Origin of the sequence: Pseudomonas syringae group sp. 243L2 (assembly GCF_032587875.1) — a bacterium.
Lineage (GTDB): Bacteria > Pseudomonadota > Gammaproteobacteria > Pseudomonadales > Pseudomonadaceae > Aquipseudomonas > Aquipseudomonas amygdali.
This window is the reverse complement of the sequence record NZ_JAWHPL010000021.1, coordinates 359,293-383,067: the sequence shown is the minus strand read 5'-3', so window position 1 is coordinate 383,067 and position 23,775 is coordinate 359,293. Positions and strand designations below refer to the sequence as shown.

At 58.8% G+C, this 23,775-nt stretch carries 19 protein-coding genes and 1 pseudogene; 7 read left to right on the top strand and 13 right to left on the bottom strand.

Annotated features, from left to right (window positions below):
* Positions 1-53 precede the first annotated feature (53 nt).
* Positions 54-1,328, top strand: a complete 1,275-nt coding sequence (locus tag RYB66_RS14740) for a PAS domain-containing sensor histidine kinase (protein ID WP_316894994.1) — start codon at positions 54-56, stop codon at positions 1,326-1,328.
* 10 nt (positions 1,329-1,338) lie between these two features.
* Here RYB66_RS14740 and RYB66_RS14735 read toward each other — a convergent pair whose 3' ends face one another.
* The gene (locus tag RYB66_RS14735) at positions 1,339-2,349 is read right to left on the bottom strand and encodes a DNA-binding protein (protein ID WP_316894719.1); all 1,011 of its coding nucleotides are present in this window, start codon (positions 2,347-2,349) and stop codon (positions 1,339-1,341) included.
* 176 nt (positions 2,350-2,525) lie between these two features.
* On the opposite strand from RYB66_RS14735, the gene RYB66_RS14730 reads away from it, so the two are divergent.
* From RYB66_RS14730 to ahpF, 3 genes are all read left to right on the top strand, one after another.
* On the top strand, positions 2,526-3,485 hold the full coding sequence (locus tag RYB66_RS14730; RefSeq protein WP_316894717.1) for a site-specific integrase: 960 nt from the start codon (positions 2,526-2,528) through the stop codon (positions 3,483-3,485).
* Between the two features lie 110 nt (positions 3,486-3,595).
* A complete protein-coding gene (gene ahpC / locus RYB66_RS14725; protein ID WP_002553298.1) occupies positions 3,596-4,159 on the top strand; it encodes an alkyl hydroperoxide reductase subunit C in 564 nt (187 codons plus the stop codon).
* A 124-nt stretch (positions 4,160-4,283) separates the two neighbouring features.
* On the top strand, positions 4,284-5,846 hold the full coding sequence (ahpF, locus tag RYB66_RS14720) for an alkyl hydroperoxide reductase subunit F (RefSeq protein WP_004658541.1): 1,563 nt from the start codon (positions 4,284-4,286) through the stop codon (positions 5,844-5,846).
* A gap of 102 nt (positions 5,847-5,948) precedes the next feature.
* Here the strand turns inward: ahpF and gloA are convergent, their stop codons facing one another.
* Positions 5,949-6,470: a lactoylglutathione lyase gene (gloA, locus tag RYB66_RS14715; RefSeq protein ID WP_002553300.1), complete on the bottom strand. Its 522-nt coding sequence runs from the start codon at positions 6,468-6,470 to the stop codon at positions 5,949-5,951.
* Between the two features lie 101 nt (positions 6,471-6,571).
* Here gloA and RYB66_RS14710 point away from each other — a divergent pair, with 101 nt between their 5' ends.
* A complete protein-coding gene (locus tag RYB66_RS14710) occupies positions 6,572-7,180 on the top strand; it encodes a DUF4946 domain-containing protein (protein WP_057401817.1) in 609 nt (202 codons plus the stop codon).
* Positions 7,181-7,665: 485 nt separating this feature from the next.
* Here the strand turns inward: RYB66_RS14710 and RYB66_RS14705 are convergent, their stop codons facing one another.
* From RYB66_RS14705 to mexE, 5 genes are all read right to left on the bottom strand, one after another.
* A complete protein-coding gene (locus RYB66_RS14705) occupies positions 7,666-8,028 on the bottom strand; it encodes a histone-like nucleoid-structuring protein, MvaT/MvaU family (RefSeq protein ID WP_002553302.1) in 363 nt (120 codons plus the stop codon).
* Positions 8,029-8,513: 485 nt separating this feature from the next.
* Complete coding sequence (locus RYB66_RS14700; RefSeq protein ID WP_016980809.1) at positions 8,514-9,608, bottom strand: tetratricopeptide repeat protein; 1,095 nt, start codon at positions 9,606-9,608, stop codon at positions 8,514-8,516.
* 143 nt (positions 9,609-9,751) lie between these two features.
* Complete coding sequence (locus RYB66_RS14695) at positions 9,752-11,149, bottom strand: efflux transporter outer membrane subunit (protein ID WP_005780332.1); 1,398 nt, start codon at positions 11,147-11,149, stop codon at positions 9,752-9,754.
* Positions 11,149-14,340, bottom strand: coding sequence for an efflux RND transporter permease subunit (locus RYB66_RS14690; protein ID WP_005745134.1), 3,192 nt, complete (start codon positions 14,338-14,340; stop codon positions 11,149-11,151). The genes RYB66_RS14695 and RYB66_RS14690 overlap by 1 nt, the downstream gene beginning before the upstream one ends.
* Positions 14,341-14,352: 12 nt before the next feature.
* Positions 14,353-15,594 (bottom strand): multidrug efflux RND transporter periplasmic adaptor subunit MexE, encoded by a 1,242-nt coding sequence (gene mexE, locus RYB66_RS14685; protein ID WP_002553305.1) that lies wholly within the window; start codon positions 15,592-15,594, stop codon positions 14,353-14,355.
* Between the two features lie 315 nt (positions 15,595-15,909).
* On the opposite strand from mexE, the pseudogene RYB66_RS26635 reads away from it, so the two are divergent.
* A pseudogene (locus tag RYB66_RS26635) lies at positions 15,910-16,932 on the top strand (methyl-accepting chemotaxis protein); the annotation flags it as partial.
* 33 nt (positions 16,933-16,965) lie between these two features.
* Entirely contained in the window at positions 16,966-17,838 is an 873-nt protein-coding gene (locus RYB66_RS26630) for a methyl-accepting chemotaxis protein (protein ID WP_371875240.1), read from the top strand.
* A gap of 67 nt (positions 17,839-17,905) precedes the next feature.
* Here the strand turns inward: RYB66_RS26630 and RYB66_RS14675 are convergent, their stop codons facing one another.
* From RYB66_RS14675 to RYB66_RS14650, 6 genes are all read right to left on the bottom strand, one after another.
* On the bottom strand, positions 17,906-18,703 hold the full coding sequence (locus RYB66_RS14675; RefSeq protein WP_016980807.1) for an amino acid ABC transporter ATP-binding protein: 798 nt from the start codon (positions 18,701-18,703) through the stop codon (positions 17,906-17,908).
* Entirely contained in the window at positions 18,696-19,346 is a 651-nt protein-coding gene (ehuD, locus tag RYB66_RS14670; RefSeq protein ID WP_004664960.1) for an ectoine/hydroxyectoine ABC transporter permease subunit EhuD, read from the bottom strand. The genes RYB66_RS14675 and ehuD overlap by 8 nt, the downstream gene beginning before the upstream one ends.
* Before the next feature lie 3 nt (positions 19,347-19,349).
* The gene (gene ehuC / locus RYB66_RS14665) at positions 19,350-20,027 is read right to left on the bottom strand and encodes an ectoine/hydroxyectoine ABC transporter permease subunit EhuC (protein WP_003383635.1); all 678 of its coding nucleotides are present in this window, start codon (positions 20,025-20,027) and stop codon (positions 19,350-19,352) included.
* A gap of 57 nt (positions 20,028-20,084) precedes the next feature.
* Positions 20,085-20,957: an ectoine/hydroxyectoine ABC transporter substrate-binding protein EhuB gene (gene ehuB, locus RYB66_RS14660; protein WP_316894714.1), complete on the bottom strand. Its 873-nt coding sequence runs from the start codon at positions 20,955-20,957 to the stop codon at positions 20,085-20,087.
* Positions 20,958-21,200: 243 nt separating this feature from the next.
* Complete coding sequence (locus RYB66_RS14655) at positions 21,201-22,844, bottom strand: ABC transporter ATP-binding protein (RefSeq protein WP_316894712.1); 1,644 nt, start codon at positions 22,842-22,844, stop codon at positions 21,201-21,203.
* Positions 22,841-23,773 carry an ABC transporter permease gene (locus RYB66_RS14650; protein ID WP_005745125.1) on the bottom strand — a complete coding sequence of 311 codons (933 nt, stop codon included), beginning with the start codon at positions 23,771-23,773 and terminating at the stop codon, positions 22,841-22,843. Before RYB66_RS14650 ends, RYB66_RS14655 begins: the two co-directional genes overlap by 4 nt.
* Positions 23,774-23,775 lie beyond the last annotated feature (2 nt).

Below are 23,775 nucleotides of genomic sequence, written 5' to 3'. Positions count from 1 at the left end.
AGAGTTTTGAGAGGATGGATCCCGACGTGAATAGAGAGCAATCACCGGCCAGAATGCCATTGCATTCTGTCGAGCAGGACCGCGAAGTCGCGCAGCACATTGATGCCTTGCGTGAAAGCGAGCGTCAGTTCAGGGCATTGGCTGACAACATGAGTCAACTGGCCTGGACTGCCAGCCCCCGCGGGCAAATCCATTGGTATAACGAGCGTTGGCATGCGTACACCGGCGCTTCGCTCGAGGCCATGACTGCCCTGGGGTGGCGCTCGGTTCTGCACCCCGAACATCGCGAGCGCGTGATGGCGCGTCTGCAATACTGCTTTTCCACTGGCTCGATCTGGGAAGATACATTTCCGATACGTGGCAAGGGCGGCGCTTTCAACTGGTTCCTTTCGCGTGCGCTGCCGCTGCGCGACGCAAGGGGGCACATTACCCACTGGCTGGGTACTCACACCGACATCACCGCTCAGGTCAATGCAGAAGAGGCGTTGCGCGAACTCAACGAAAGTCTGGAGTTGCGCGTCGCCGAGCGCACGCGTGAGCTGGAAGCTGCAAATGAGCTGTTGCAGGCTGAAATTGCCGAGCGGGCGATGGCTGAAGAAGTCTTGCGCCATGCGCAGAAGATGGATGCTATCGGTCAGTTGACTGGTGGTATCGCCCATGACTTCAACAATGTACTTTCCGGCGTGATTGGCGCACTGGACATGATCAGGCTGCGTGTGGCTGCCGGGCGTGTCAGTGAGGTCGATCGCTACCTGGATGCCGCAGCGAGTTCTGCAAACCGTGCTGCTGCACTGACCCGCAGGCTGCTGACATTTGCCCGTCGGCAGTCGCTTAACGTCACCGTGGTAGATGTCAATTGCATGGTCCGCTCCATGGAAGAGTTGTTGCGGGGGACGGTCGGCGCTCATGCGCACCTGGAGATCGAGCTGGAGGAGGGGCTGAGCGCGGTGCGCACCGATGAGCATCAGTTGGAAAATGCCTTGTTGAATCTGGTCATCAACGCGCGCGATGCCGTACCTGTCGGAGGGAGGTTGTGCGTGCGCAGCCGCGCGTTAACGCTGGAGACGCAAAAAGACGGTCTGCTGCCTGGCGACTACGTACAGCTTAGTGTTGAAGATAACGGCTGTGGCATTGCTCGGGATGTTATCGATCAGGTGTTCGATCCGTTTTTCACCACCAAACCGGTAGGTCAGGGAACCGGCCTGGGTTTGTCGATGGTCTACGGCTTTACCCGGCAAGCCGGCGGACACGTGCACATAGACAGCGTCGAAGGTCAGGGCACCCGGGTTGATTTGCATCTGCCATGCGGCGAGATAGCGCTGGCCTGAAGCTTGCTGATCAGGCTTTGTCTGATGGTTTCTTTCTGGTGGCTTTGGGTTTGTCCGGCTGATCGAGCCTTGTCTGCAGGTTCTCCAGTGCCGCTTCCTTCTTGGTCAGCAGCAGTTCCAGCATGCGGCTCTGTTGCTGCGCATCGGTCATGCCTTGTTTAAGTGCGGTGTTTTCGTCCTGCGCGCTGCGTAACCTTTCTTCCAGCAGCACGCATTGGGTGCGGGTGTGGTGCTGTTGTTCGGCGAAGGCGGCATTCTGCGTGTTGGCTTGCTTCAGCTGGTCGGTCTGGCTGTGCAGTTCGCGCAGGGTGTTGCGATTTTCAGCCAGCAACCTTTCGTTATCTCGATTGAGCTGTGTGATGTTTTCCTGGTGCACGGCAAGGTCTTGCTGTGCCTGTCGCAGTTCCATTTGCAGCTGCTGAACCTGGGTTTCGTGGCGTCGCTGCTCCTGCTCGCGTTGCTCCCTGATCGAGTTGCGATAGTGCTCCAGTGCCTCGCGGGCGTGCTGGTGTTTTTCTTCAAGCGAATGGATCTGCCCGTCCTTGTCGCGCAGGCGTGCCTCCATGTCCTGATTGGCCTGAAGCAACCGGGCGTGTTCTGTCTGCACATCCTGCAGTGTGCCTTGCGTGTGGAGCAGGGCGGCGGCCTGCTGTTCCAGCGCCTGTTCACGCTGCTGCGCGTATTTTTCCAGCTGGCTGATCTGCTCTTGAGTGCCCGCAAGTTGCCGCTGCAGGGTGTCGCGCTCGGCCTGATATTCATCGCGCGCCTGATCAATACGCTCTTGCGCCTGTTCCTGAAGCCTTTGGGCGAGATGCGCGACCAGATCGCTCAATTCCTCATTGATATCCGGCGCTGGGGCTTGCGTGGATTCAAGCTCCTTCAGATAGCGGTGGATAGTGGTTTTCGAGCCAGTATTGCCCATTTCGATACGTACCGCGTCGATGCTGGGGTTTTCGCCTCGTGACAGCAGGGACGCTCTCGCTTTCTGCACTAACGCCTTGTTTACACCGCCACGGGCCATGCTGTCTCCTACGATTTCATACTGTGGTATGTACTCTGTAATTACATACTATATGTTTTGAAATAATTAGCCACTTTTTGAATTAATTAACACGGGATATTGGCGTATTATCCCGTATCAGGCGTTGTCAGTTCATTTTTCGGCGCTCTTTCCGGTACACCGCGCAGGTTCGAGCCATGAATGACGTTGATCGCTATATCGATGCCGCAACCCGTGACAACACACGCCGCAGTTATCGGGCGGCCATCGAGCATTTCGAAGTGACATGGGGCGGGTTTCTGCCGGCGACCAGCGAAAGCGTGGCGCGTTACCTGGCCAGCCATGCCGGAAAGCTATCGGTCAACACGTTGAAACTGCGCCTGTCAGCACTGGCGCAATGGCATGCCAGTCAGGGTTTTGCCGATCCCACCAAGGCGCCCATGGTGCGTAAGGTCATCAAGGGCATTCGTGCATTGCATCCGGCACAAGAGAAGCAGGCCGAGCCTTTGCAGTTGCAGGACCTGGAGAAAGTCATTGCCTGGCTGGAGATCGAGATACGTGATGCAGAGGCGCGACACGATCAGCCGCGGCTATTGCGTTGTCGTCGTGACTCGGCGCTGATTCTGCTGGGGTTCTGGCGCGGCTTTCGCAGCGACGAGCTGTGTCGCCTGCAAGTGCAGGACGTCAAGGCCATCGCCCACTCGGGCATCAGCCTTTATCTGCCGCGCAGCAAGGGCGATCGCGATAACCTGGGCAGAACGTATCAGACGCCCGCCTTGCAGCGGCTGTGCCCGGTGCAGGCTTATATAGAGTGGATCAATTGCGCGGCGCTGGTGCGCGGTCCGGTGTTTCGGGCGGTGGATCGATGGGGTAATCTTGGCGAGGAGGGGCTGCACGCCAACAGCGTTATCCCGTTGCTGCGTCAGGCTCTCCAGCGTGCAGGCATTGCCGCCGAGCACTACACCAGTCACTCGCTACGCCGCGGCTTCGCCAGTTGGGCGCACAGCAATGGCTGGGACCTCAAGTCACTGATGTCTTATGTAGGCTGGAGGGACATCAAGTCGGCGATGCGCTACATTGACGCCGCGCCGTTCCCGGGCAACCTGGAGACAGGGAGCGGGTCGAAGGTTTCTTCTATCGATAAGCTGCCTTCATAGTGAAAAGCAATCAGTGACATCAGGTTTGCCAATGAGCGATTGTCACTGATCATGCGTAAGCTTCACTCCATCGAATTAACAACCCATCCAACCCATCAGGAGATATACCGATGCCTATCATCAACAGCCAAGTAAAACCGTTCAAGGCTACCGCGTTCAAGAACGGCGCTTTCGTTGACGTTTCGGACGCCGACTTCAAAGGCAAGTGGTCTGTCGTATTCTTCTACCCGGCCGACTTCACCTTCGTTTGCCCGACCGAGCTGGAAGACCTGGCTGACAACTACGAAGAGTTCAAGAAGCTGGGCGTCGAGATCTACAGCGTTTCGACCGACACCCACTTTGCCCACGCTGCATGGCACAACACTTCGCCTGCAATCGGCAAGATCCAGTACACCATGATCGGTGACCCGACCCTGACTATCTCGCGCAACTTCGACGTGCTGATCGAAGAAGCCGGTCTGGCGGATCGCGGTACGTTCGTGATCAACCCTGAAGGTCAGATCAAAATCGTCGAGCTGAACGACGGTGGTGTTGGCCGTGACGCTTCCGAGCTGCTGCGCAAGATCAAGGCTGCTCAGTACGTTGCTGCTCACCCGGGCGAAGTCTGCCCAGCCAAGTGGAAAGAAGGCGAAGCTACTCTGGCTCCGTCCCTGGACCTGGTTGGCAAGATCTGAGTCGCATGAATCGGCTGGGGGCGTTGAGCTCTTGAGCAAGTAAACCGCATCGCCCCAAAAAACGCCCGGGCGGTAATCGCCTGGGCGTTGTTATTTCTACCCTTTGTAAACAGGAAGCCGCCACATGTTGGACGCCAATCTTAAAGCCCAGTTGAAATCCTATCTGGAGCGGGTTACTCGCCCCATCGAGATCGTCGCGTCCCTTGATGACGGCGCGAAGTCTCAGGAAATGCTTGCACTGCTCAATGATGTGATCAGTGTCTCCAAAGATGTCACCCTGAATGACAGTGGCAACGATGCGCGTACTCCGTCGTTCTCGCTGAGCAGCCCTGGCCACGATATCAGCCTGCGTTTCGCCGGTATCCCCATGGGCCATGAATTCACCTCGCTGGTCCTGGCGCTGCTGCAAGTTGGCGGCTACCCACCCAAGGTCAGTGCGGAAACCATCGAACAGGTTCGCGCTCTTCAAGGCGAATTCCATTTCGAAACCTATTTCTCGCAGTCCTGCCAGAACTGCCCGGACGTTGTCCAGGCATTGAACCTGATGGCAGTACTGAACCCTGGCATCAAGCATGTCGCTATCGACGGTGCACTGTTCCAGGACGAAGTCACAGATCGCAAGATCATGTCGGTGCCCAGCATCTATCTAAATGGTGAGCTGTTCGGTCAGGGCCGCATGGGCCTGGAAGAAATTCTCGCCAAGATCGACACCGGTGCCGGTGCGCGTCAGGCAGAAAAACTCAACGCCAAACAGGCTTTTGATGTGCTGGTAGTCGGCGGCGGCCCTGCTGGTTCGGCGGCTGCGGTCTACGCAGCCCGCAAAGGCATTCGTACCGGCGTTGCAGCCGAACGTTTCGGCGGTCAGGTGCTCGACACCATGGCGATCGAAAACTTCATTTCGGTACAGCACACCGAGGGCCCAAAACTGGCCGTTGCGCTGGAAGAGCACGTCAAACAGTACGAAGTCGACATCATGAACCTGCAACGCGCCGACAAGCTGATTCCGGGCGCGGCCGGTGAGCTGCACGAAGTTAAATTCGCCAGCGGTGCCAGCCTCAAGGCCAAGACCGTCATTCTTGCCACCGGCGCACGCTGGAGGGAGATGAACGTACCGGGCGAACAGCAGTACCGTAACAAGGGCGTGGCTTATTGCCCGCACTGCGACGGTCCATTGTTCAAGGGCAAGCGCGTCGCCGTGATTGGTGGCGGTAACTCGGGTGTCGAGGCGGCAATCGATCTGGCGGGTATCGTGTCACACGTGACGCTGCTGGAGTTCGATGTGCAACTGCGTGCCGATGCCGTCTTGCAGCGCAAACTGCACAGCCTGCCCAACGTTACCGTGATCACCAGTGCGCAAACCACTGAGGTGACCGGCGATGAGCAGAAGGTCAACGGCCTGCGTTACAAGAACCGCACCACCGGCGAAGAAATCACCGTGCCGCTGGAAGGTATCTTCGTGCAGATCGGCCTGCTGCCTAACAGCGAATGGCTCAAGGGCTCCATCGAGCTGTCGCCGCGTGGTGAGATCGTGGTCGATGCACGTGGTGAAACCTCGGTGCCGGGCATCTTCGCTGCCGGTGACGTGACGGTAACTCCGTACAAGCAGATCATCATCGCCCTGGGCGAGGGTGCCAAAGCCTCCCTGAGTGCCTTTGACCACCTGATCCGTACCTCCGCACCGGCCTGATCGGGCAGCGCTAAACAAAAAGCCCCGTGAGCGATCACGGGGCTTTTTGTTATCTGGGTGATCGTTCCCGAGCGGGAGCAATCACTCAGGGCAACCAAGGCCTCAGAGCGGGGTTGGCTGGATAATCTCTACCCAGTAGCCATCCGGGTCCTTGATGAAGGCCAGGCTGTTCATGCGGCCATCGGACAGACGCTTTTGAAAGTCGACGCCCAAAGTCTCGAATCGCTCGCAGGCAACCTTCACGTCTGGTACCGAGACGCAAATGTGACCAAAGCCACGCGGGTCGCTGTTGCCGTTGTGGTACGAAGCTGTCGCATCGCTCTCGGTGCCGTGATTGTGGGTCAGCTCGAGAATGCCGGGGATCGATTTCATCCACTCGTTGCGGGCTTTGTCGTCTTCCGGGATCTGCGCCTTATCCACCAGTGCGAGGAAGTAGAGGCTGAATTCGGCTTCCGGGAAATCACGCTTTTCAACCAGGCTGAAGCCGAGCACGCGGGTGTAGAAATCCAGCGATTTTGTGATGTCCTTGACGCGCAGCATGGTGTGGTTGAACACAAACTGCCGGGTAGCCGCTTCAGGGTCGGCCGTAACGCCCGGTAGTGTGTTGAGTTCGTGCAAGCTCATCAATGTGTCTCCAACAGAATGTACAAATAATGCCAAATGATACGGGGCAGGGCGGGCAGTGCCAAACCCTCGTTCGGATAACTTCGCTTCGGTCTTGCTCGATGCCGGCAACAGGCTCAGAATTTCCGGTCAACTGTTCTGGCGACCTGACCATGATCCTTTCGCAATACCGTTGCTCCTTGCCAGGTCTGTGCCTGTTCCTGCTGCTGGGCGCCGCACAGACTCACGCCGCCGACGCAATGATCATCTGGCCCGCAGGCTGGGAGGTAGAGTCGCTGCCGACCGAGTCGGGCAAGCCCGTGCAACCGTCCGTGCAAGTCAGACAGCGCGCGGTGAAAAACGATCAAAGTGGAAACCCGCTGATGGTCATGGAGCTGACTCAGACACGCCTGACGCCCGGGCATGAGGTTAATGTCCCGGGTGTGCTGCTGGAGATGCGCAAGTCGGTTCAGGTCAATTTTGCCCGCAGCGGCCTGCAGAGCGTCTGCACGCATGTGCGTGAGAGCCGGCTCAGCGTCGTGCCGGCACTGGAAACCACCTGCACGATCACCCAGAACGGCGTACATGTGTTGACCCAGACACTGGTAGCGGCTGCCAGTAAAGAGATGGCCTGGTCGCTTTCCTACGCAGGATCGGCAGATGGGTACGCGGCCAACAAGGAAGAGGCGTTGCGTATCCGCGAGAGTTTGCGTCTGGACGATGCGCAGTGATACCTGCTTTTTCGCAGACAAAAAGAAGCCCGCCGAGGCGGGCATGGGGCGCTATTCCTTTAGCGGTCTTCATCATCCGAGAATCCATGTGAAAAAAGTGTGAAGCTGCGCGGTGTCGGCCATCCGCCGATTTTCGATCCGGCGAAGCACGCAGTAACAAATTCTCTTATCGCTCATTAGACCGAATAAACTGAACAATTACTCTACACATTTCAGCAACTGTTCAGGTTTGTAACTGTGCGCTGAATCGAATAATCGATGAATTTTTATTGGCGTCATTATTTCAACGGTATTAATACCTGACGCGCTGGAAGTACATGTACCGAGCAGTTCACTTAATCATATATATGAATGTCGGCGGCGGGCAGACAGTCAACTGTGTATGGGCGTTTGATCAGGCAGATGCAGTGTGCAGACGCTCAGTTGACGTACGGGTCGATAAAAAAAGCCCTGCAAGTGCAGGGCTTCAATTGACAAAGTTTTAATCAGGCGCGAAGCCACGAATCAACAGTGTCTACACCGTACTGCTCTTTCCACGCTTTGAGACCGCGGTGGTTACCACCCTTGGTTTCAATCAGCTCACCGGTGTGGGGGTTCTGGTAAACCTTGACCACGCGTGCACGACGACGCTTTGGTCCGGCGGGTGCGACCAGCGACGTGGCGCTTGAAGGATCAAGGATTGCGATGATGTCACGCAGGCTTTTGCCGTAGGTGCCCATCAGGTCCTGGAGCTTTTGCTCGAACTCGATTTCCTTCTTCAACCCGGCGTCATTCTTCAAGGATTCCAGCTGTGCAAGCTGTTCTTGAAGGGCTTTCTCTGCTGCTCGAAACTCGGCAAGTCTGGACAAGTAATACACTCCAACAATGTAATGGCTGTTGTCAGCCCTATAAAGCGATGAGACAAAACTGATTGGCCGATTCGCTCACTCGATGCTGCCCTGTACCTGCGGTTTCTATGCTGAAACATGGCCTTTGCGGCTTGTCATTGCGCAGACAGAGGATAGTTATAACTCAGTAGCCCGCAAATGATGCACCTTTTTTTTCAGTTAGAAAATAGCCTTTTTCAAATTCGTTAAATAGTCGTGGTGGAGGGTGTTGGATATAGGCGATGAAGCCGGCGTTATCAGGCGAGCTGTTGTGTAAGTTATTTCCGACATTAGTCGCAGATGGAAAACGAGCCATGCGACACTGGACGGCTTAAAAGGAGAAACATCTGACAGACATGAAGGCTGGCGGATGCGGAAAGAGCAGAAGTGTCTGAAGGCAGCGGATGAAAGGGCGTGTAGCGGCATAAAAGATGGCCCTTGGCCTGCCTTTTTTTGCCTTTCTGACCCTACAGTCCCTGTTGCAGCACCGGGTCGTCGGGGTTCTGCTGCTCGAGCTCTGCCAGCAGAATCTGCACGTTTTGCAACTGACCATTTTCTTTCCAGTATTGAATCAGCAGCACTCTGGCCTTTCGGTTCGCAGGCTGGCTCTGAACAATCTGCGTCAACTGCCTCTGCGCCGCCTCAAGCTCGTGCAACGAATGCAGGGCAACCGCCAGGTCGTAGCGGTAGTCGGTGTTATCGGGCGCCAGCTCTGTAGCCTTCGCCAGGCTGAGCACAGCGAACTCTGCTTGTCCGTGGTTAAGCAGCCACATGCCCAGCGCGTGCTGAAGCATGGATGAACCAGGATTATGTTCCAGCAACTGTGCAAAAAGGCTGCGTGCCTGCTCGGCCTGGCCCTTGCGGTCCAGCAGCTCGATGTGCGCCAGCGCCGCTTCGATATTACCCGGGTCCAGTGCTGTGGCCCTCTGCAGCGCGGCGACTGCCGGCTCCAGGTCGCCGGTCTGCAGGTACAGTCTGGCCAGTTGCAACTGATTTTGTGCGTTTTGCGGCTGGCTCTTTAGCGACTCCTGAAACGCCTCGGCACTTTGCTGCAGCACGGCAAAGTACAGGCCCAGTTCATCTGGTGACAGGCCGAGCAGGGCACTGGTGGCGCGGAACCTGACGGATTGTTCGTCGTCGTCCAGCAATGGGCCCAGCAGCAGGCTGCGCTGGCTGTTGGAGACCAGTCTGACGCTGACATCGATAGCCGCTTCACGCACCTGTGCGGATCGGTCACCCAGCGCGGCATCGAGCAATTTGAGGGCCTGAGGGCTGGGGTAGTCGCTCAATTCGGCGAGCAGGTTGATGCGCTGCTCGTCAGACAGGTCGGTTCGTGCCAGTTGTTGGTACAGCACGCGTGCAGCGCCGGGCTTGCCGTCGTGCGCCTGTTCCAGTGCTTGAGCGTAGGTGTGGCTCAACCTGGCGGGAGCTGTCTGAACAGGCAAGCGCCACCACCAGAAAGCCAGTGATAGCGCCAGCATTGCCGCAGCCGCTGCGCCGATTAGCCAGCGATGTCGAGTAGTGGGTTGAGGCGATAACCCCTTGGTAGAAAGTCTGGGCATATCGATTTCCAATGCTTGACGGGTTGCAGCTTCGGGGAGTGGGTGGCAGCTGTCAAACGACAATCATGATGCCGTCGGCGTTCGGACAAAAAAAGCCCCGCGTCCTGAAGGGGCGCGGGGCGGGTTTACGGCCTGTTGGCGTATCAGGCCTGAGGTTGCCAGCCGCCACCCAGTGCCTTGTAAATGGCCACGATGCCACGGTACAGCTCGATTTCTGCCTGCGCCTGAGAGTCTTCGGCCGCCAGACGCTCGCGCTCGGCATCCAGCAGGACCAGGAAGTCCGCTGTGCCTTCGCGGTACTGCACTGACGCCAGCCTGGCTGCGGAACGACTCGCATCGCTTTGGCGCATCAGCGAAACCAGCCGTTGCTGGCGTTTGTCGTAATCGCTGAAAGCGTTCTCCGACTCCTCCAGGGCGAGTAATACCTGCTGCTCATAGTTGGCCAGCGCGCCCTCGGCATCGGCATCGGCGCTGCGAATCTGCGCCCGGACGCTGCCCAGATCGAAAGCCGCCCAGGTGATGCTGGGGCCGAGTGACCAGGCTTTGGCCGCTGACGAACCGATCTGCGACCCACGGCCAGCGGTAAAGCCCAGAAAACCGCTCAGACTGACCCGCGGAAACAGGTCGGCGGTCGCCACGCCGATGCGTGCGGTCGAGGCGGCCAGTTGGCGTTCGGCGGCGCGGATGTCGGGCCGATTGCGCAGCACCTGTGTCGGATCGCCAATCGGCAGAGCCTTGGCGATAGCAGGCAGTTTGCTCGGGCTCAGGTCGACGCTGAGGTTTTCCGGGCGCTCGCCCAGCAATGTGGCGATACGATTGCGTTGGCGAACCTGTTCGGCCTGCAACTGCGGCACGGTCGCTTCAACGGCTGCCAGTCGTGCCTCGGCACGCACCACGTCCAGTTCATTGCCCACGCCGGCATCACGCAACTGGGTGGTCACGTCCTGAGAGCTCTGCTGGTTTTTCAGGTTGTCGCGGGCAATGGCTTCACGCAGCTGTGCGCCGCGTAGCTGCCCGTAGGCGTCGACCACCTCGGCAATCAGAGTCACCTGAAGCTGATACAGGTTGGCTTCGGCGGCTTCCTGATCGGCATCGCTGGCTTCCAGTTGGCGCTGAATACGTCCGAACAGGTCGACCTCCCAGGCCATGTCCAGGCCAAGGTCATACCGCTCGCTATTGACGCGCCGCTCAGTAACACCAGGTTGCTGACCCTTGCCCAGGTCACTGCTGGCCCGGCTGGTGATCACCGGCATGGCGTCGTTGGCAACGTCATCGCGAATCGCCCGTGCGGCTTTCAGGCGGGCAAAGGCAACACGCAGATCGCGGTTGCCGTCCAGCGACCTGGCTACCAGTTTATTGAGGGTAGGGTCCTCAAACTGCTGCCACCAGACGGTGTCCACTTTGCTGCGGTCATAGTTGCCCTGGGCTGCGGACGCCAGTTGTGCTGGCGCCGTAACCGGTGCCTTGTAGTCCGGGCCGACGGCGCAGGCCGCCAGCGCCATGACCAGCAGGCTCGGAAGGAAAAGTTTGAACGCGCTCATCAATGCATCTCCGCAGGCAGGTTTTGCAGTCTTTGTGCCCTGGCGGCCTTGCGGGCCTCCTGGCGTTCGACGTAATTACGGATAAGCACGTAGAACACCGGCGTCAGCAGCAGGCCGAAGAACGTGACCCCCAGCATCCCGGAGAACACGGCGACCCCCATGGCATGGCGCATTTCCGCACCTGCACCGCTGGAAAGCACCAGTGGTACTACGCCCATGATGAACGCGAAGGACGTCATCAGAATCGGACGCAGGCGCAGTCGGCATGCCTCCAGCACTGCATCCAGCGGGCTCATTCCCTCGGCCTGTTTGTCCTTGGCGAACTCGACGATCAGAATCGCGTTCTTGCACGCCAGGCCCACCAGTACGATCAGCCCGATCTGGGTGAAGATGTTGTTATCGCTACCGGCAATCATCACCCCGGCAATCGCCGAAAGCAGGGTCATTGGTACGATCAGGATCACCGCCAGTGGCAGGCTCCAGCTTTCGTACTGAGCCGCCAGTACCAAAAATGCCAGCAGAACACACAGCGGGAAGACGAACAGCGCCGTGTTGCCTGAAAGAATCTGTTGGTACGTAAGGTCAGTCCACTCGTAAACCATGCCGTTGGGCAGCTCTTCACGCAGCAGTTTCTCGACCGCCGCTTGAGCCTGACCAGAGCTGAAGCCCGGACCGGCAGCACCGTTGATTTCTGCCGTGATGAAGCCGTTGTAGTGCATTACGCGGTCGGGACCTGCGGTGTCACTGACTTTGACGAAGGTTGCCAGCGGGATCATTTCTCCCAGATTGTTGCGCACCTTGAGCTGACCGATCTGGTCGGCATCCTGACGGAACTGCTGCTCTGCCTGGACATTGACCTGATACGTGCGGCCAAAACGGTTGAAGTCGTTGGCATACAGCGAGCCCAGATAAACCTGCAGGGTGTCAAAGATGTCGCTGACCGCAACGCCATGCGTCTTGGCCTTCTCGCGGTCGATGGCGGCATCCACCTGCGGCACGTTCACGGTATAGCTGGTGAACAACCCGGCCAGTTCCGGCACGCTGCGGCTCTTGGCAATGATGTTCTGGGTTTCCTTGTACAACTCGTCGTAACCCAGGTTGCCACGGTCCTCTATCTGCAGGCGGAAACCGCCGATGGTGCCCAGCCCCTGTACCGGAGGTGGCGGGAAGATCGCCATGTACGCTTCCTGGATCGACGCGAACTGGCCGTTCAGGGCGCCGGCAATGGCGTTGGCTGACAGACTGGGGTCCTTGCGCTCCTCAAACGGTTTGAGGGCGACGAATACCACACCGTTGTTAGGGCTGTTGGTAAAGCCGTTGATCGACAGGCCGGGGAAGGCAATCGCGTTTTCCACGCCCGGCTGTTTAAGTGCCAGCTCGGACATGCGCTTGATGACGTCTTCGGTACGGTCGAGGCTGGCAGCGTCAGGCAGCTGGGCAAAGGCCACCAGGTATTGCTTGTCCTGGCTGGGTACAAAACCGGTCGGCGTGCTGGCGAAACCCAGCCAGGTCAGGACCATCAGGCCTGCATACACCAACAGTGCGATACCACTGCTGCGAATAACCCGGGCGACGGTGCCGACGTAGCCATGGCTGGCTTTTTCGAAGAAACGGTTGAACGGGCGGAACAGCCAGCCGCCAAGGATTCTGTCGAGGAAACGCGAGAAACGATCCTTGGGCGCATCGTGGCCTTTGAGCAGTACCGCGGCCAGCGCAGGCGACAGGGTCAGCGAGTTGAAGGCCGAAATCACTGTCGAGATGGCGATGGTCAGTGCGAACTGCTTGTAGAACTGTCCGGTCAGGCCGGAAATGAACGCTGCCGGTACGAATACCGCGCACAGCACCAGCGCGGTGGCGATGATCGGTCCGGTCACTTCGGCCATCGCCTTGTGCGTGGCCTGAACCGGTTCAAGCCCCAGCTCGATGTTTCGTTCGACGTTCTCCACCACCACGATGGCATCGTCGACCACGATACCGATCGCCAGTACCAAACCGAACAAGGACAGCGCGTTCAGCGAGAAACCGAACATGTGCATGACCGCAAAGGTGCCGATCAGCGAGACCGGAACGGCCACCAGCGGAATGATTGAAGCGCGCCAGGTCTGCAGGAACAGGATCACCACCAGCACGACCAGGATCAGTGCTTCAAACAGGGTGTGAATCACCGCCTCGATGGAGCCGCGCACGAAGATCGTCGGGTCATAGACGATGCTGTAGTCCATGCCTTCCGGGAAGCTCTTTTTCAGCTCGGCCATTCTGGCCCGTACATCGTTGGAGATGTCGATGGCGTTGGAGCCGGGCCGCTGGAAAATAGGGATGGCCACGGCGGGCTGGTTGTTCAGCAGCGAGCGCAGCGCATACTGGCTGGAGCCCAGCTCGATGCGCGCAACGTCTTTCAGGCGAGTGATTTCACCATCAGCGCCTGCACGAACCACAACGTTCTCGAACTCCTCCTCGGTGACCAGACGGCCCTGGGTGTTGATCGACATCTGAAAACTGGTGGCATTCGGCGAGGGCGGGGAGCCCAGCTGACCTGCTGCAACCTGACGGTTCTGCTCGCGAATCGCATTGACCACATCGGTGGCGGTCAGGTTGCGTGAGGCCGTCTTGTTCGGGTCCAGCCAGACCCGCAGCGAATAGTCGCCCATACCAAACAGTTGCACGTCACCGACACCACCCAGTCGCGCGAGCTCATCCTTGATGTTGAGCACAGCGTAGTTGGACAGGTACAGCATGTCGTAGCGCTGATCCGGCGAGGTCAAGTGCACAACCATGGTCAGGTCGGGGGAGGCCTTGTCCACGGTAATGCCGATGCGCGTCACTTCTTCCGGCAGCTTGGGCTCGGTACGCGTCACACGGTTCTGCACCTGCACCTGCGCGTTGTCCAGTTCAGTGCCCAGCGCAAAGGTGATGGTCAGGGTCAGCTTGCCGTCGGCAGTGGCCTGGGACGACATATAGAGCATGCCCTCCACACCGGTGATGGCCTGTTCCAGAGGAGAGGCTACGGTTTCGCCGATCACCTTGGGGTTGGCGCCGGGAAAGTTGGCGCGCACGACTACCGTGGGCGGCACTACTTCCGGGTATTCACTGATCGGCAGCTGGAACAGTGAGATAGCACCGGCGATCAGGATCAGCAGCGACAGCACTGCGGCAAAGATCGGCCGGGAAATAAAGAATTTGGAGAAGTTCATCGGACAAGTCCCTTAGCCGCGCGGCGCAGTGGCGCTGGCGATTTTGACGGCCGCTTTGGGCGCCACTTGTGGCAGGTTGCTGGCTTCAAGAGCCTGGCGTTGTTTGAGCAATGCTGCGAGGGTGTCGGCGCTGGCCATCGGTGTCACTTCAGGGTCTACAGGCTGGCCCGGACGCACGCGCTGCAAGCCTTTGACGACGATGGTGTCGTCCTTGCCCAGACCGTTGCGCACAATGCGCAGGCCTTCGATTTTCGGGCCCAGCTCGACAGCTCTGTAGGCAGGCTTGTTGTCCTTGTCCATGACCAGCACAAACTTCTTGCCCAGGTCGGTGCCCACCGCTTCGTCATTGATCAGCACCGCCGAGTAAGTGCCGCTGCCCACCAGTTTCAGACGGGCATACAGGCCGGGGGTGAAATCACCGTCGGCGTTATCGAACACCGCACGACCGCGAATGGTGCCGGTCCTGGGGTTGACCTGGTTGTCGACAAAGTTCATCTGGCCCAGGTGCGGGTTACCGGTTTCGTTGGACAGGCCCAGGTACACCGGAGTGGTCTGGCCGCGCTGGCCTTTGCGGGCCAGCTCGGTGTACTTGAGGAACACGCGTTCGTCAGCGTCGAAGTAGGCGTAGACCTTGTCGGTGGAGACCACGCTGGTCAGCGCGGTGACATCTGCGGTCACAATGTTGCCAGCGGTGATCTCTGCACGGCTGACACGACCTGTAATCGGTGCAGTAACACGGGTAAAACTGAGGTTCAGTCGAGCCAGATCCAGCTGCGCCTGAATGGCCGCGACACCGGCCTTGGCTTCCTGCGCCGAGGTGGTGCGCGAGTCGGCCAGCTCGGCGGAAATCGCGTTGTTGGTACGCAGACGCTCGCCGCGCTGGGCTTCATTGTCGCTGCGCAGTGCAACGGCACGGGCCTGCTGCAGCTGTGCCTCAAGACGACGAACTTCGGACTGGAACGGGCGCGGGTCGATCTGGAAAAGAAGGTCGCCTTTCTTGACCAGCGAACCGTCGGTGAACGCTACCTGATCGATCTGACCAGACACCCTTGGGCGAACCTCGACGGTTTCCGGCGCTTCAAGACGACCTGTGAATTCATCCCATTCGTTGATCGGCTGCTCCAGCACCTTGGCCACGCTGACCTTGGCTGCGCCAGGCGCACTGGTGGCTTCCGGCGCGCGGCCGCAAGCACTGATAACGATAAGGGCGAGGGCGGTGAGGGGGTAGCGCAGATGGCTGAGTGTCTGGTGCATGGGAAGTTCCGCCGATAGTAAGGAATGGGCGGATTCTGTTGCGCACAGGGTGTTATTAACGAATCGAATAAACCGAAGGTTACTATCACTGGCAATGATGAGTACCCATAGGTCTTCGAAAACCTGCCTCCGAGTGACCCGCAAGGTGAATGGTGGCCAGGAATTCGGGGCTGAGAATGCTCCCCTTATGGCGAGCCAAAAAGCTCATGTCATATTGCTATCTCTTCGATCAATCTTTGCAATCGCCGCCGCTATCAAGTTGTCCAGCGAACAGTCGATCCTTGAGTATTACGATAAATCCCGAGGAAAAATTTGATGAAGTCGACATGGCTGGACAATTTGAAGGTCAGCAAAAAGCTGAGTATAGGCTTCGGTCTGATACTACTGGGTGTGCTGACGGTCACCGCGATCGGCTACCTCAGCACCAACCTGCTGATCGAACGGCTGGGCAAGGCAGCCAAAGTTTCTGAAGTAAAGGCCGATGCGCTAAGCCTCAGGATCGCTGCGCAGGCCTATACTGCCAAGCCTGACGCGAGCAATTCGCAGGGCTACACGGTCGCTCTGGACAACCTGGGCAAGACCATCGAGGACGGCCTGAAGCTTCTGACTGTTCCGGCCAATGCCGATATTCTCAGAGGTATTCGTGATCAGGTGGGTGGCTTGAGACAAACGTTCAGCCAGTTGGTCGATAATAATCGGCAAATTGATCAGGCCATGCAGCCGTTGATCACCATTTCCGAGCAGGTGAGCGGAAGCTTCGAGACACTCCTGCAAAAGACCTTCGACGACGTTTCCCGCTCGCTGGATCAAAGCGGTATCGACCAGGTAAAGATTGCCGGCGACCTGCGCAATGGCATGACCAGTTTTCGCCTGGTGTTTCGCCGTTATATCAGTATCCCGACCGCTGAAAACAGGCAGATCACCTTCGATGCTGCCGACTCACTGATCGCTCAGGTGAGCAGTGCGCGCAACCAATTGCCGAACAAGGCCGGCCCGGCAGTGGATGAGGCGCTCAGGGCACTGCAACAGTACAAATCGTTGATGGTCTCCATCTCGCAGTTGATGCAACAGAGCGATCAGATTCGCGACAGCCTTCGCCAGCAGTCAATGGACATCGTCACCAGTACCGAAAAGCTGATGGCGGGCCAGGTAGTCAGTGCCAATAAAGAAAAAGACAGTGCGGTCACCCAGTTGCTCACGGTGGCGGTGATCGTATTGCTGCTGGGCATATTCGCGGCGATTCTGATTACCCGTCAGATTACTCGTCCGCTCGATTCCACGGTGATCGCTGCGCGTCGAATTGCCGACGGCGATCTGACCAATGACCTCAGCACCACTCGCCAGGATGAGCTGGGCCTGCTGCAAAACACCATGCACCAGATGACCGTATCGTTGCGCACCCTGATTGGCGGTATCAGTAATGGTGTGACACAGATCGCCACGGCGGCCGAGGAGCTTTCAGCCGTCAGCGAACAGACCAGCGCGGGCGTCACTCAGCAGAAACTGGAAGTCGATCAGGTAGCGACCGCCATGAATCAGATGGCGTCTACCGTTCAGGAAGTGGCGCAGAACACTGAAGATGCATCGCAGGCCGCCAGACAGGCCAGTGATCGTGCTGCTCATGGCAGCAGCGTGGTGCAACACGCCACGCGTGAAATCAGCCAGCTTGCCGGTGAAGTGGGGCAACTGGGCGAGGCCATGCAGCGCCTGATACAGGACAGTGACAAGATTGGCGGTGTAATCGATGTGATCAAGGCGGTCGCAGAACAAACCAACCTATTGGCCCTCAACGCGGCGATCGAAGCCGCACGTGCGGGTGAGCAGGGGCGTGGCTTTGCCGTGGTGGCCGATGAGGTGCGCTCGCTGGCTCAGCGTACACAGTCATCCACGACTGAAATCGAGGCGCTGATAAAGTCCTTGCAAGATGGCACCGGCGCGGCATCGGAGCTGATGAATGCCAGCCGTCAACGTACCGAAGGCACAGTGGCGCTGGCGCGGCAGGCCGAAGAATCGCTGCTTGAAATCACTCATTCGATTGGGACCATCGAACAGATGAGCCAACAGATTTCTGCTGCCGCTGAAGAGCAGAGCGCCGTCACCGACGAAATCAATCGCAGTGTCATCAGCGTACGAGACATCGCCGATCAGTCGGCCACGGCCACTGAGCAGAGCGCGGCGTCTACCGTGGAACTGGCGCGCCTGGGCAGCAACCTGCAGGACATGGTTGCGCGCTTCCGGATCTGATTGCCGCCACTTTCAAAAAGTCGCGAGGCCCAAAAGTCTCACCCTGCAAAAAGAGCAGCGCTGGCAATCAGCGCTGCTCCACCAACTGCAAAAACCTTCGGGTTCGCTCGTTTTGCGGATTCAGCAGAATTTCGCCCGGGGTGCCGTCTGCCACGATGCGGCCTCCCTCCATGAACAGCACTCGGTCAGCGATGTCCTGAGCGAATTTCATCTCGTGGGTCACCAGTAACATGGTCATCTGAAATTCGTGGGCAATCGAGCGAATCACTGACAGCACCTCGCCGACCAGCTCCGGGTCGAGCGCCGAGGTGACTTCATCGAACAACATGACCTGCGGGCGCATGGCCAGCGCTCTGGCAATCGCTACACGTTGTTGCTGACCACCGGAAAGCTGGCTCGGGTAGGCATCGGCCTTGTGAGCGAGCCCGACCAGCCCAAGGTATTGATGCGCGCGCTCAAGGGCCTCTTCGCGAGGCAGTCTGAGTACCCGTAACGGCGCTTCGGTGACATTTTCCTGAACAGTGAGGTGTGGGAACAGGTTGAACTGCTGGAACACCATGCCAACCCGATGTTCGACCGGAGCCTTGCGCGCGCCGGGCCAGTGCCATCGGGATTTGCGCGCGGGCACTGTTTCGCCTGCGACTTCTATGCTGCCTTGCTGATAGTTTTCCAGCCCCTTGATGAGGCGCAATACCGTTGATTTACCCGAGCCACTGGGGCCGATCAAGGCGACTTTCTGACCTTGAGGAATGCTCAGGTCCAGATGGTCGATGATCCGGTTGCGGCCGAAGTCCTTGACCACGTGTTTCAGCTGTATCTGCGCAATGGTGACGGGTGGGATTGCGGTGTGTGCGAGATCAGACATGGCTGCGCCTTTCCAGGTATTTGAACAGCAACGAGGTCGGCACACTGATCGCCAGAAACATCAGCGCCATCACTGTGTACGGTTCGTTGTAACGATAGGTCATGCCGGCGATCTGCTTGGCAGCCTGAAACAGTTCAGGGATGGTAATCACCGCCAGAAGCGGCGTTTCCTTGAACATGCCGATCAGGTAATTGCCGAGCACCGGCAGCATGGGTTTCAACGCTTGCGGCAGGATAATACGCCGCCAGGTGTCGCCACGGCTGAAGTCCAGCGCGCGTGCGGCTTCCCATTGCCCGGCAGGGATGTCATCAATGGCACCGCGATACGCTTCGGCAATGTAGGCCGCGTAATAGCAGCCAAGACCTATCACACCGGTAGTGATGGCCGGGAAGGTGATGCCCGCCAGCGGCAGCGCGAAGAACAGCACATACAACTGGACCATCAAAGGCGTATTACGGAAAAAGCTCAGGTAGCCTTTGCTCAGGCGATGCACGATGGTTATCTGCGAGCGCAGTGTCAGGGCCAGGATCAGACCGAGCAAAACCGCGAGCAGGAACCCCAGCACCACGACCTGCACGGTCACCAGCAAGCCCTGAAACAGCTCCGGCAGAATCGACCAAGCGAATGCGATATCAAACTCCATCGTTCATCCCCTGGCCGTGCGCCACGCGGTGGCGTGCTGCTCATAACGCTTGACCAGCCAGCTCAATGGCCAGGCCATCACGAAATAGCAGACCAGCACGATGCTCCAGATCAGCGTTTGCTGGCCCAGCGTGGTGATCAATTGACTGCCGGTAAAGGTCAGGTCGGTGAGGGTAATAAGGGAAACCAGTGACGTGGTTTTCAGCAGCTCGACCAATTGGTTGCCCATCGGCGGGATCATGAACGGCAGGGCCTGCGGCAGAATTATTCGCCGAAACGCGCTTATCGGCCCGAAATCCAGCGCACGCACAGCGTCACGTTGACCCTGGCTGACGTTGATCAGTGCCGAGCGAATGATTTCCGCGCCATACGCCGAAAACGTCAGGCCCAGCCCCAGCACACCCGTGGTCATGGGTGACAGGCGAATGCCGAACAGCGGCAGGATGAAGAACAGATAAAACAGCAGCACCAATGCCGAGATGCCACGCAGCACCTCGACATACACCGTGGCGAACCAGCGTAACGCCCTGAATGGCGACAGGCGCATCAGGGCGATTACAAACGAGAGCACCAGCACCAGCAGTTCAGCAAGCACAGTGATCTGCAGGGTGATCCAGGCGCCGTGGGCCAGTTGTCTGGCAATGAAACCTGCGGTTTCCAGTGTTGCAGCATCAACAGGCATGGCCGTACTCGTGTGGGTCAGGGCCGTTTACTGCGCGCCCTTGCGGGGCGGGACAGATCATGGGTTGCAGCGTTGGGCTGCGGTGATGGCCGGGTCAGCCAGTTCGTTTTCGGTGTAGCCGTACTTCTGCAGGATTTTCAGCAGCTCGCCCGACGCCCGGAGTTTGGCCAGTTGCTCGTTGAAAGCTTTTTCAAAGGCCGGGTCATTCTTTGGCAGACCATAGGCGTGGTAATTCCAGCCCGGCTTGCCATTGGCGTCCGGGATCTGCTCGAAAGGCAAGGCGCGCTCGATGTCCGGGCTGTTGGCCTTCTTGATCAGGCTGATGACTTCGGCATCCGGGAAATACACCACGTCAACACGACCCGCCTGCAAAGCCGCCAATGCCTCGGTGTCCTTGTCAAACAACACCACGTTGCTGTTGGCGATACCGCTGTCCTTGGCTTCCTGAACCTGATTGCTGCCAGGTTGCGTGGCCAGCCGCGCCTTGCCGTTACTGGCAACGTCCTTGAGGCTGTGCAGGTTCAGCGGGTTGCCGGTTTTGACAATGAACGCACCGCCGGATCGCGTCACCGGATTGGAGAACGAGATCACCTTGCAACGATTCGGGTTGATGAACAGGCCTGCACCGATCAGATCGAAACGACCTGCCGCCAGACCCGGCACCAGCGAACCGAAATCGGTGATAGGCGTCTCGATCTGCTTGATACCCAGCGGTTCGAGAATCGCACGCAGTATCTCTACGTTGGCCCCGGTCGCTTTGCCATCGGTGCCGATGTAGGCATAGGGCTGTTCGTTGGCAATGCCTGCGGTCAGACCGTCGCTGCGACCTTTTTCCAACAGCCCGGCCAGGGCGGGAAACGAAATGACGGCATTCAGCAACAGCGCTGAACCCATCAGGGCTGGGAACGACAGGGGGTTGATGCCTTTCATTGCGGATGCTCGAAGTAGGGGGATGGGGGCTTCTTGCTGATGCGGCCTGAACATGCGAGTCAGGTGCGCAAGTTGGCCTGGTCTTGCCTGCATCCTGCTTCGGCAACGTTTGGTGCATAAGATGAAACTCTATAGCTATTAAAAAGATAATTTAAATATCGATAAGGAATATGCATATACGCAGTCGCCGACGCCATGGGTTTCAAACGTCGTGCGACCAATTGATGCAAGCCCAGGTATTTGTCAGTGCGTCCCTGTTTGTAACTCCAGACGCCGGCCAGGTATCGCAGCAATCAATTCCTGGGTGTACGCCGCTTCAGGTCTGGCAAAAACATCCTCGGCCAGACCCTGCTCGACGGTCTTGCCCTGCTTGAGCACCAGAACCTGGTGGGCAACGCTGGCGACGACTGCCAGGTCGTGGGACACCAATACGTAGGCGATGCCGGATTCGGATTGCAGTTCGACCAGCAAGTCAAGAATCTGCGCTTGCACCGACACGTCCAGGGCGGAAACCGGCTCATCGAGCAGCAGCAGATCCGGTTGCAGGGCCAGCGCTCTGGCAATCGCTACGCGCTGACGCTGGCCACCGGAAAGCTCACGGGGCAGCCGGTCCAGATACGCCACGGGCAAGTGCACTCGCTCAATCAATTGGCGCGCGGCCTGCTCCAGTTCACGGCCTTTGAGCAGGCCGAACGAGACCAGTGGCTCGACGATGCTTTCGAATAGCGTGAAGCGCGGATCAAGTGCCGCGAACGGGTTTTGCTGTACCAGCTGGATGCGTCGCCGTAGCGGTCTGAACTCGCGCCAGCCCAGGTCGGTGACATCCTGGCCGTCCAGCAAAACTCGCCCTTGCGTGGGTTTTTCCAGGCCCAGCGCAATGCGCAGCGCAGTACTTTTGCCAGAACCGGACTCGCCGACGATGGCCAGGGTCTGGCCGGGATAAACCTTGAAGTTGACGTCCTGCAATGCCTGGAAGTCTGTGTCTTCACCTTTCACGTAGGGCAGGCGATAGGTCTTGCCGATGTTGCTCAGGGTCAGCAGAGGTGTGTCGCTGCTCGATACCGGGCGCACTGTTGCCGGGCTCTTGCGCTGGCCGAAAGCCGGTGCTGCCGCGATCAGTGCGCGCGTATAGGTATGGCGAGGCGTGATGATTATCTGTTGCGGCGGGCCTTGTTCGACCAACTCGCCCTTGTTCATCACCAGCACACGGTCAGCACGATCGGCAGCCACGCCGAGATCGTGGGTAATGATCAGCAGGGAAATGCCGCGCTCGGCCACCAGGTGTTGCAGGTGATCAAGGATCTTGCGCTGCACTGTCACGTCCAGAGCACTGGTGGGCTCATCGGCGATGATCAGGCGAGGATTGCCCGCCAACGCGATGGCGATCAGCACGCGCTGGCGCATGCCACCGGACAGTTCGTGCGGATACTGGCGGGCGCGCAATACCGGCTTGTCCAGACCGACCTGTTGCAGCAACTCCAGCACATCGGCATCCACCGCCAAGTAACGCCGGCCGTGGGCCTGAATCAGTGCTTCGGCAATTTGCCGGCCGATGCGCAGGGTAGGGTTGAGGCCGACCATCGGGTCTTGCGGCACCAGACCGATCACGCTGCCGCGAACCCGACGTTTTTCTCGCTCGGAGGCGTGGCTCAGGTCGTGACCGTCGACGTGCAGCTCGCCGCCGGTGATGGTCGCGTTATCCGGCAACAGGCCGAGTATGGCGTTGGCCAGGGTCGACTTGCCGGACCCGGATTCACCGACAATTGCCACGGTTTCGCCCCTGGCCACCTGAAACGAGACGCCGCGCACGGCCTGGTTGGTCTGGCCGTCGAAACGGTAGGCGACACTCAGATGACGAATGTCGATCAGTTGAGCGGTATCGGTCATCGTTGAGTCTCTTCCAGAGTGCGGGCGATGTGGTTGAAGCTGAACACCACGCCGACCACGAACAGGCCCGGCAGCAGCGACACCCAGGGCGCGGTCATCAGGAAGTGACGACCGTTGGCGATCAGCGTGCCCCATTCGGCAGCCGGTGGCTCGGCACCGAAGCCGAGGAAACTCAGCCCGGCAGTCGCCAGAATCGCTGCACCGAAATCCAGCGTGGCAAGCACCGCCACTGGGCCCCAGGCGTTGGGCAGAATGTGGCGCAGCAGAGTTCGGGTCCAGCTGGCACCGCCCAGACGCGCCGCTTCGACGTAAGGCAGGGTCTTGACCCGCAGCACTTCGGCGCGGGTGGTACGGGCGAAGCCGGGGATGATTCCTACACCCACCGCGATGGCCACCGGAATGGTGCCGAAACCGATGGCGGTGACAATCGCCAGCGCCAGTAACAGGCCGGGCAGGGCCAGTAATACATCGATCAGGCGCATGATTACCGCATCGATGCGCCCGCCTGCAAAACCGGAAATCACCCCCAGGCTCAGGCCACCGGCCATGGCGATGCCCACCGCCAGCAATGCGGCTTGTACCGACAGGCTCGATCCGTGTACCACGCGGGTGTAGAGATCACGGCCCAGTTCGTCGGTGCCGAACCAGTGCGCGGCATTTGGCGCGGTGAGCTTGTCGCTGGGCGAGGTGGCGTAAGGCGCGTAGCTGCTCAGCAGGTTGGGTGCCAGCGCGGCCAGTAATGCAAAGGCGACCATTGCCACCGCGAGCAGAAACCCCGGACGACGCAGCAGAGGCTTGGCGGCCTCTACGGCGCGACTCAGGTTGCTACGCCGCCGCCATTGCGCGGCGGGGGCGGTTTTGCCGGAAAGGCTTTGACTGGAATCAACAAGGCGGGTCAGGCGCGCAAGGCGGTTGTCGAAGATAGTCATGG

Bases quoted from the DNA above. Each gene is read 5' to 3' on its own strand.
- RYB66_RS14740 (WP_316894994.1), top strand. From the start codon at position 54: ATGCCATTGCATTCTGTCGAGCAGGACCGCGAAGTCGCGCAGCACATT.
- RYB66_RS14735 (WP_316894719.1), bottom strand. From the start codon at position 2,349: ATGGCCCGTGGCGGTGTAAACAAGGCGTTAGTGCAGAAAGCGAGAGCG.
- RYB66_RS14730 (WP_316894717.1), top strand. From the start codon at position 2,526: ATGAATGACGTTGATCGCTATATCGATGCCGCAACCCGTGACAACACA.
- ahpC (WP_002553298.1), top strand. From the start codon at position 3,596: ATGCCTATCATCAACAGCCAAGTAAAACCGTTCAAGGCTACCGCGTTC.
- ahpF (WP_004658541.1), top strand. From the start codon at position 4,284: ATGTTGGACGCCAATCTTAAAGCCCAGTTGAAATCCTATCTGGAGCGG.
- gloA (WP_002553300.1), bottom strand. From the start codon at position 6,470: ATGAGCTTGCACGAACTCAACACACTACCGGGCGTTACGGCCGACCCT.
- RYB66_RS14710 (WP_057401817.1), top strand. From the start codon at position 6,572: ATGCCGGCAACAGGCTCAGAATTTCCGGTCAACTGTTCTGGCGACCTG.
- RYB66_RS14700 (WP_016980809.1), bottom strand. From the start codon at position 9,608: ATGCCCAGACTTTCTACCAAGGGGTTATCGCCTCAACCCACTACTCGA.
- RYB66_RS14695 (WP_005780332.1), bottom strand. From the start codon at position 11,149: ATGAGCGCGTTCAAACTTTTCCTTCCGAGCCTGCTGGTCATGGCGCTG.
- RYB66_RS14690 (WP_005745134.1), bottom strand. From the start codon at position 14,340: ATGAACTTCTCCAAATTCTTTATTTCCCGGCCGATCTTTGCCGCAGTG.
- mexE (WP_002553305.1), bottom strand. From the start codon at position 15,594: ATGCACCAGACACTCAGCCATCTGCGCTACCCCCTCACCGCCCTCGCC.
- RYB66_RS26630 (WP_371875240.1), top strand. From the start codon at position 16,966: ATGCACCAGATGACCGTATCGTTGCGCACCCTGATTGGCGGTATCAGT.
- RYB66_RS14675 (WP_016980807.1), bottom strand. From the start codon at position 18,703: ATGTCTGATCTCGCACACACCGCAATCCCACCCGTCACCATTGCGCAG.
- ehuD (WP_004664960.1), bottom strand. From the start codon at position 19,346: ATGGAGTTTGATATCGCATTCGCTTGGTCGATTCTGCCGGAGCTGTTT.
- ehuC (WP_003383635.1), bottom strand. From the start codon at position 20,027: ATGCCTGTTGATGCTGCAACACTGGAAACCGCAGGTTTCATTGCCAGA.
- ehuB (WP_316894714.1), bottom strand. From the start codon at position 20,957: ATGAAAGGCATCAACCCCCTGTCGTTCCCAGCCCTGATGGGTTCAGCG.
- RYB66_RS14655 (WP_316894712.1), bottom strand. From the start codon at position 22,844: ATGACCGATACCGCTCAACTGATCGACATTCGTCATCTGAGTGTCGCC.
- RYB66_RS14650 (WP_005745125.1), bottom strand. From the start codon at position 23,773: ATGACTATCTTCGACAACCGCCTTGCGCGCCTGACCCGCCTTGTTGAT.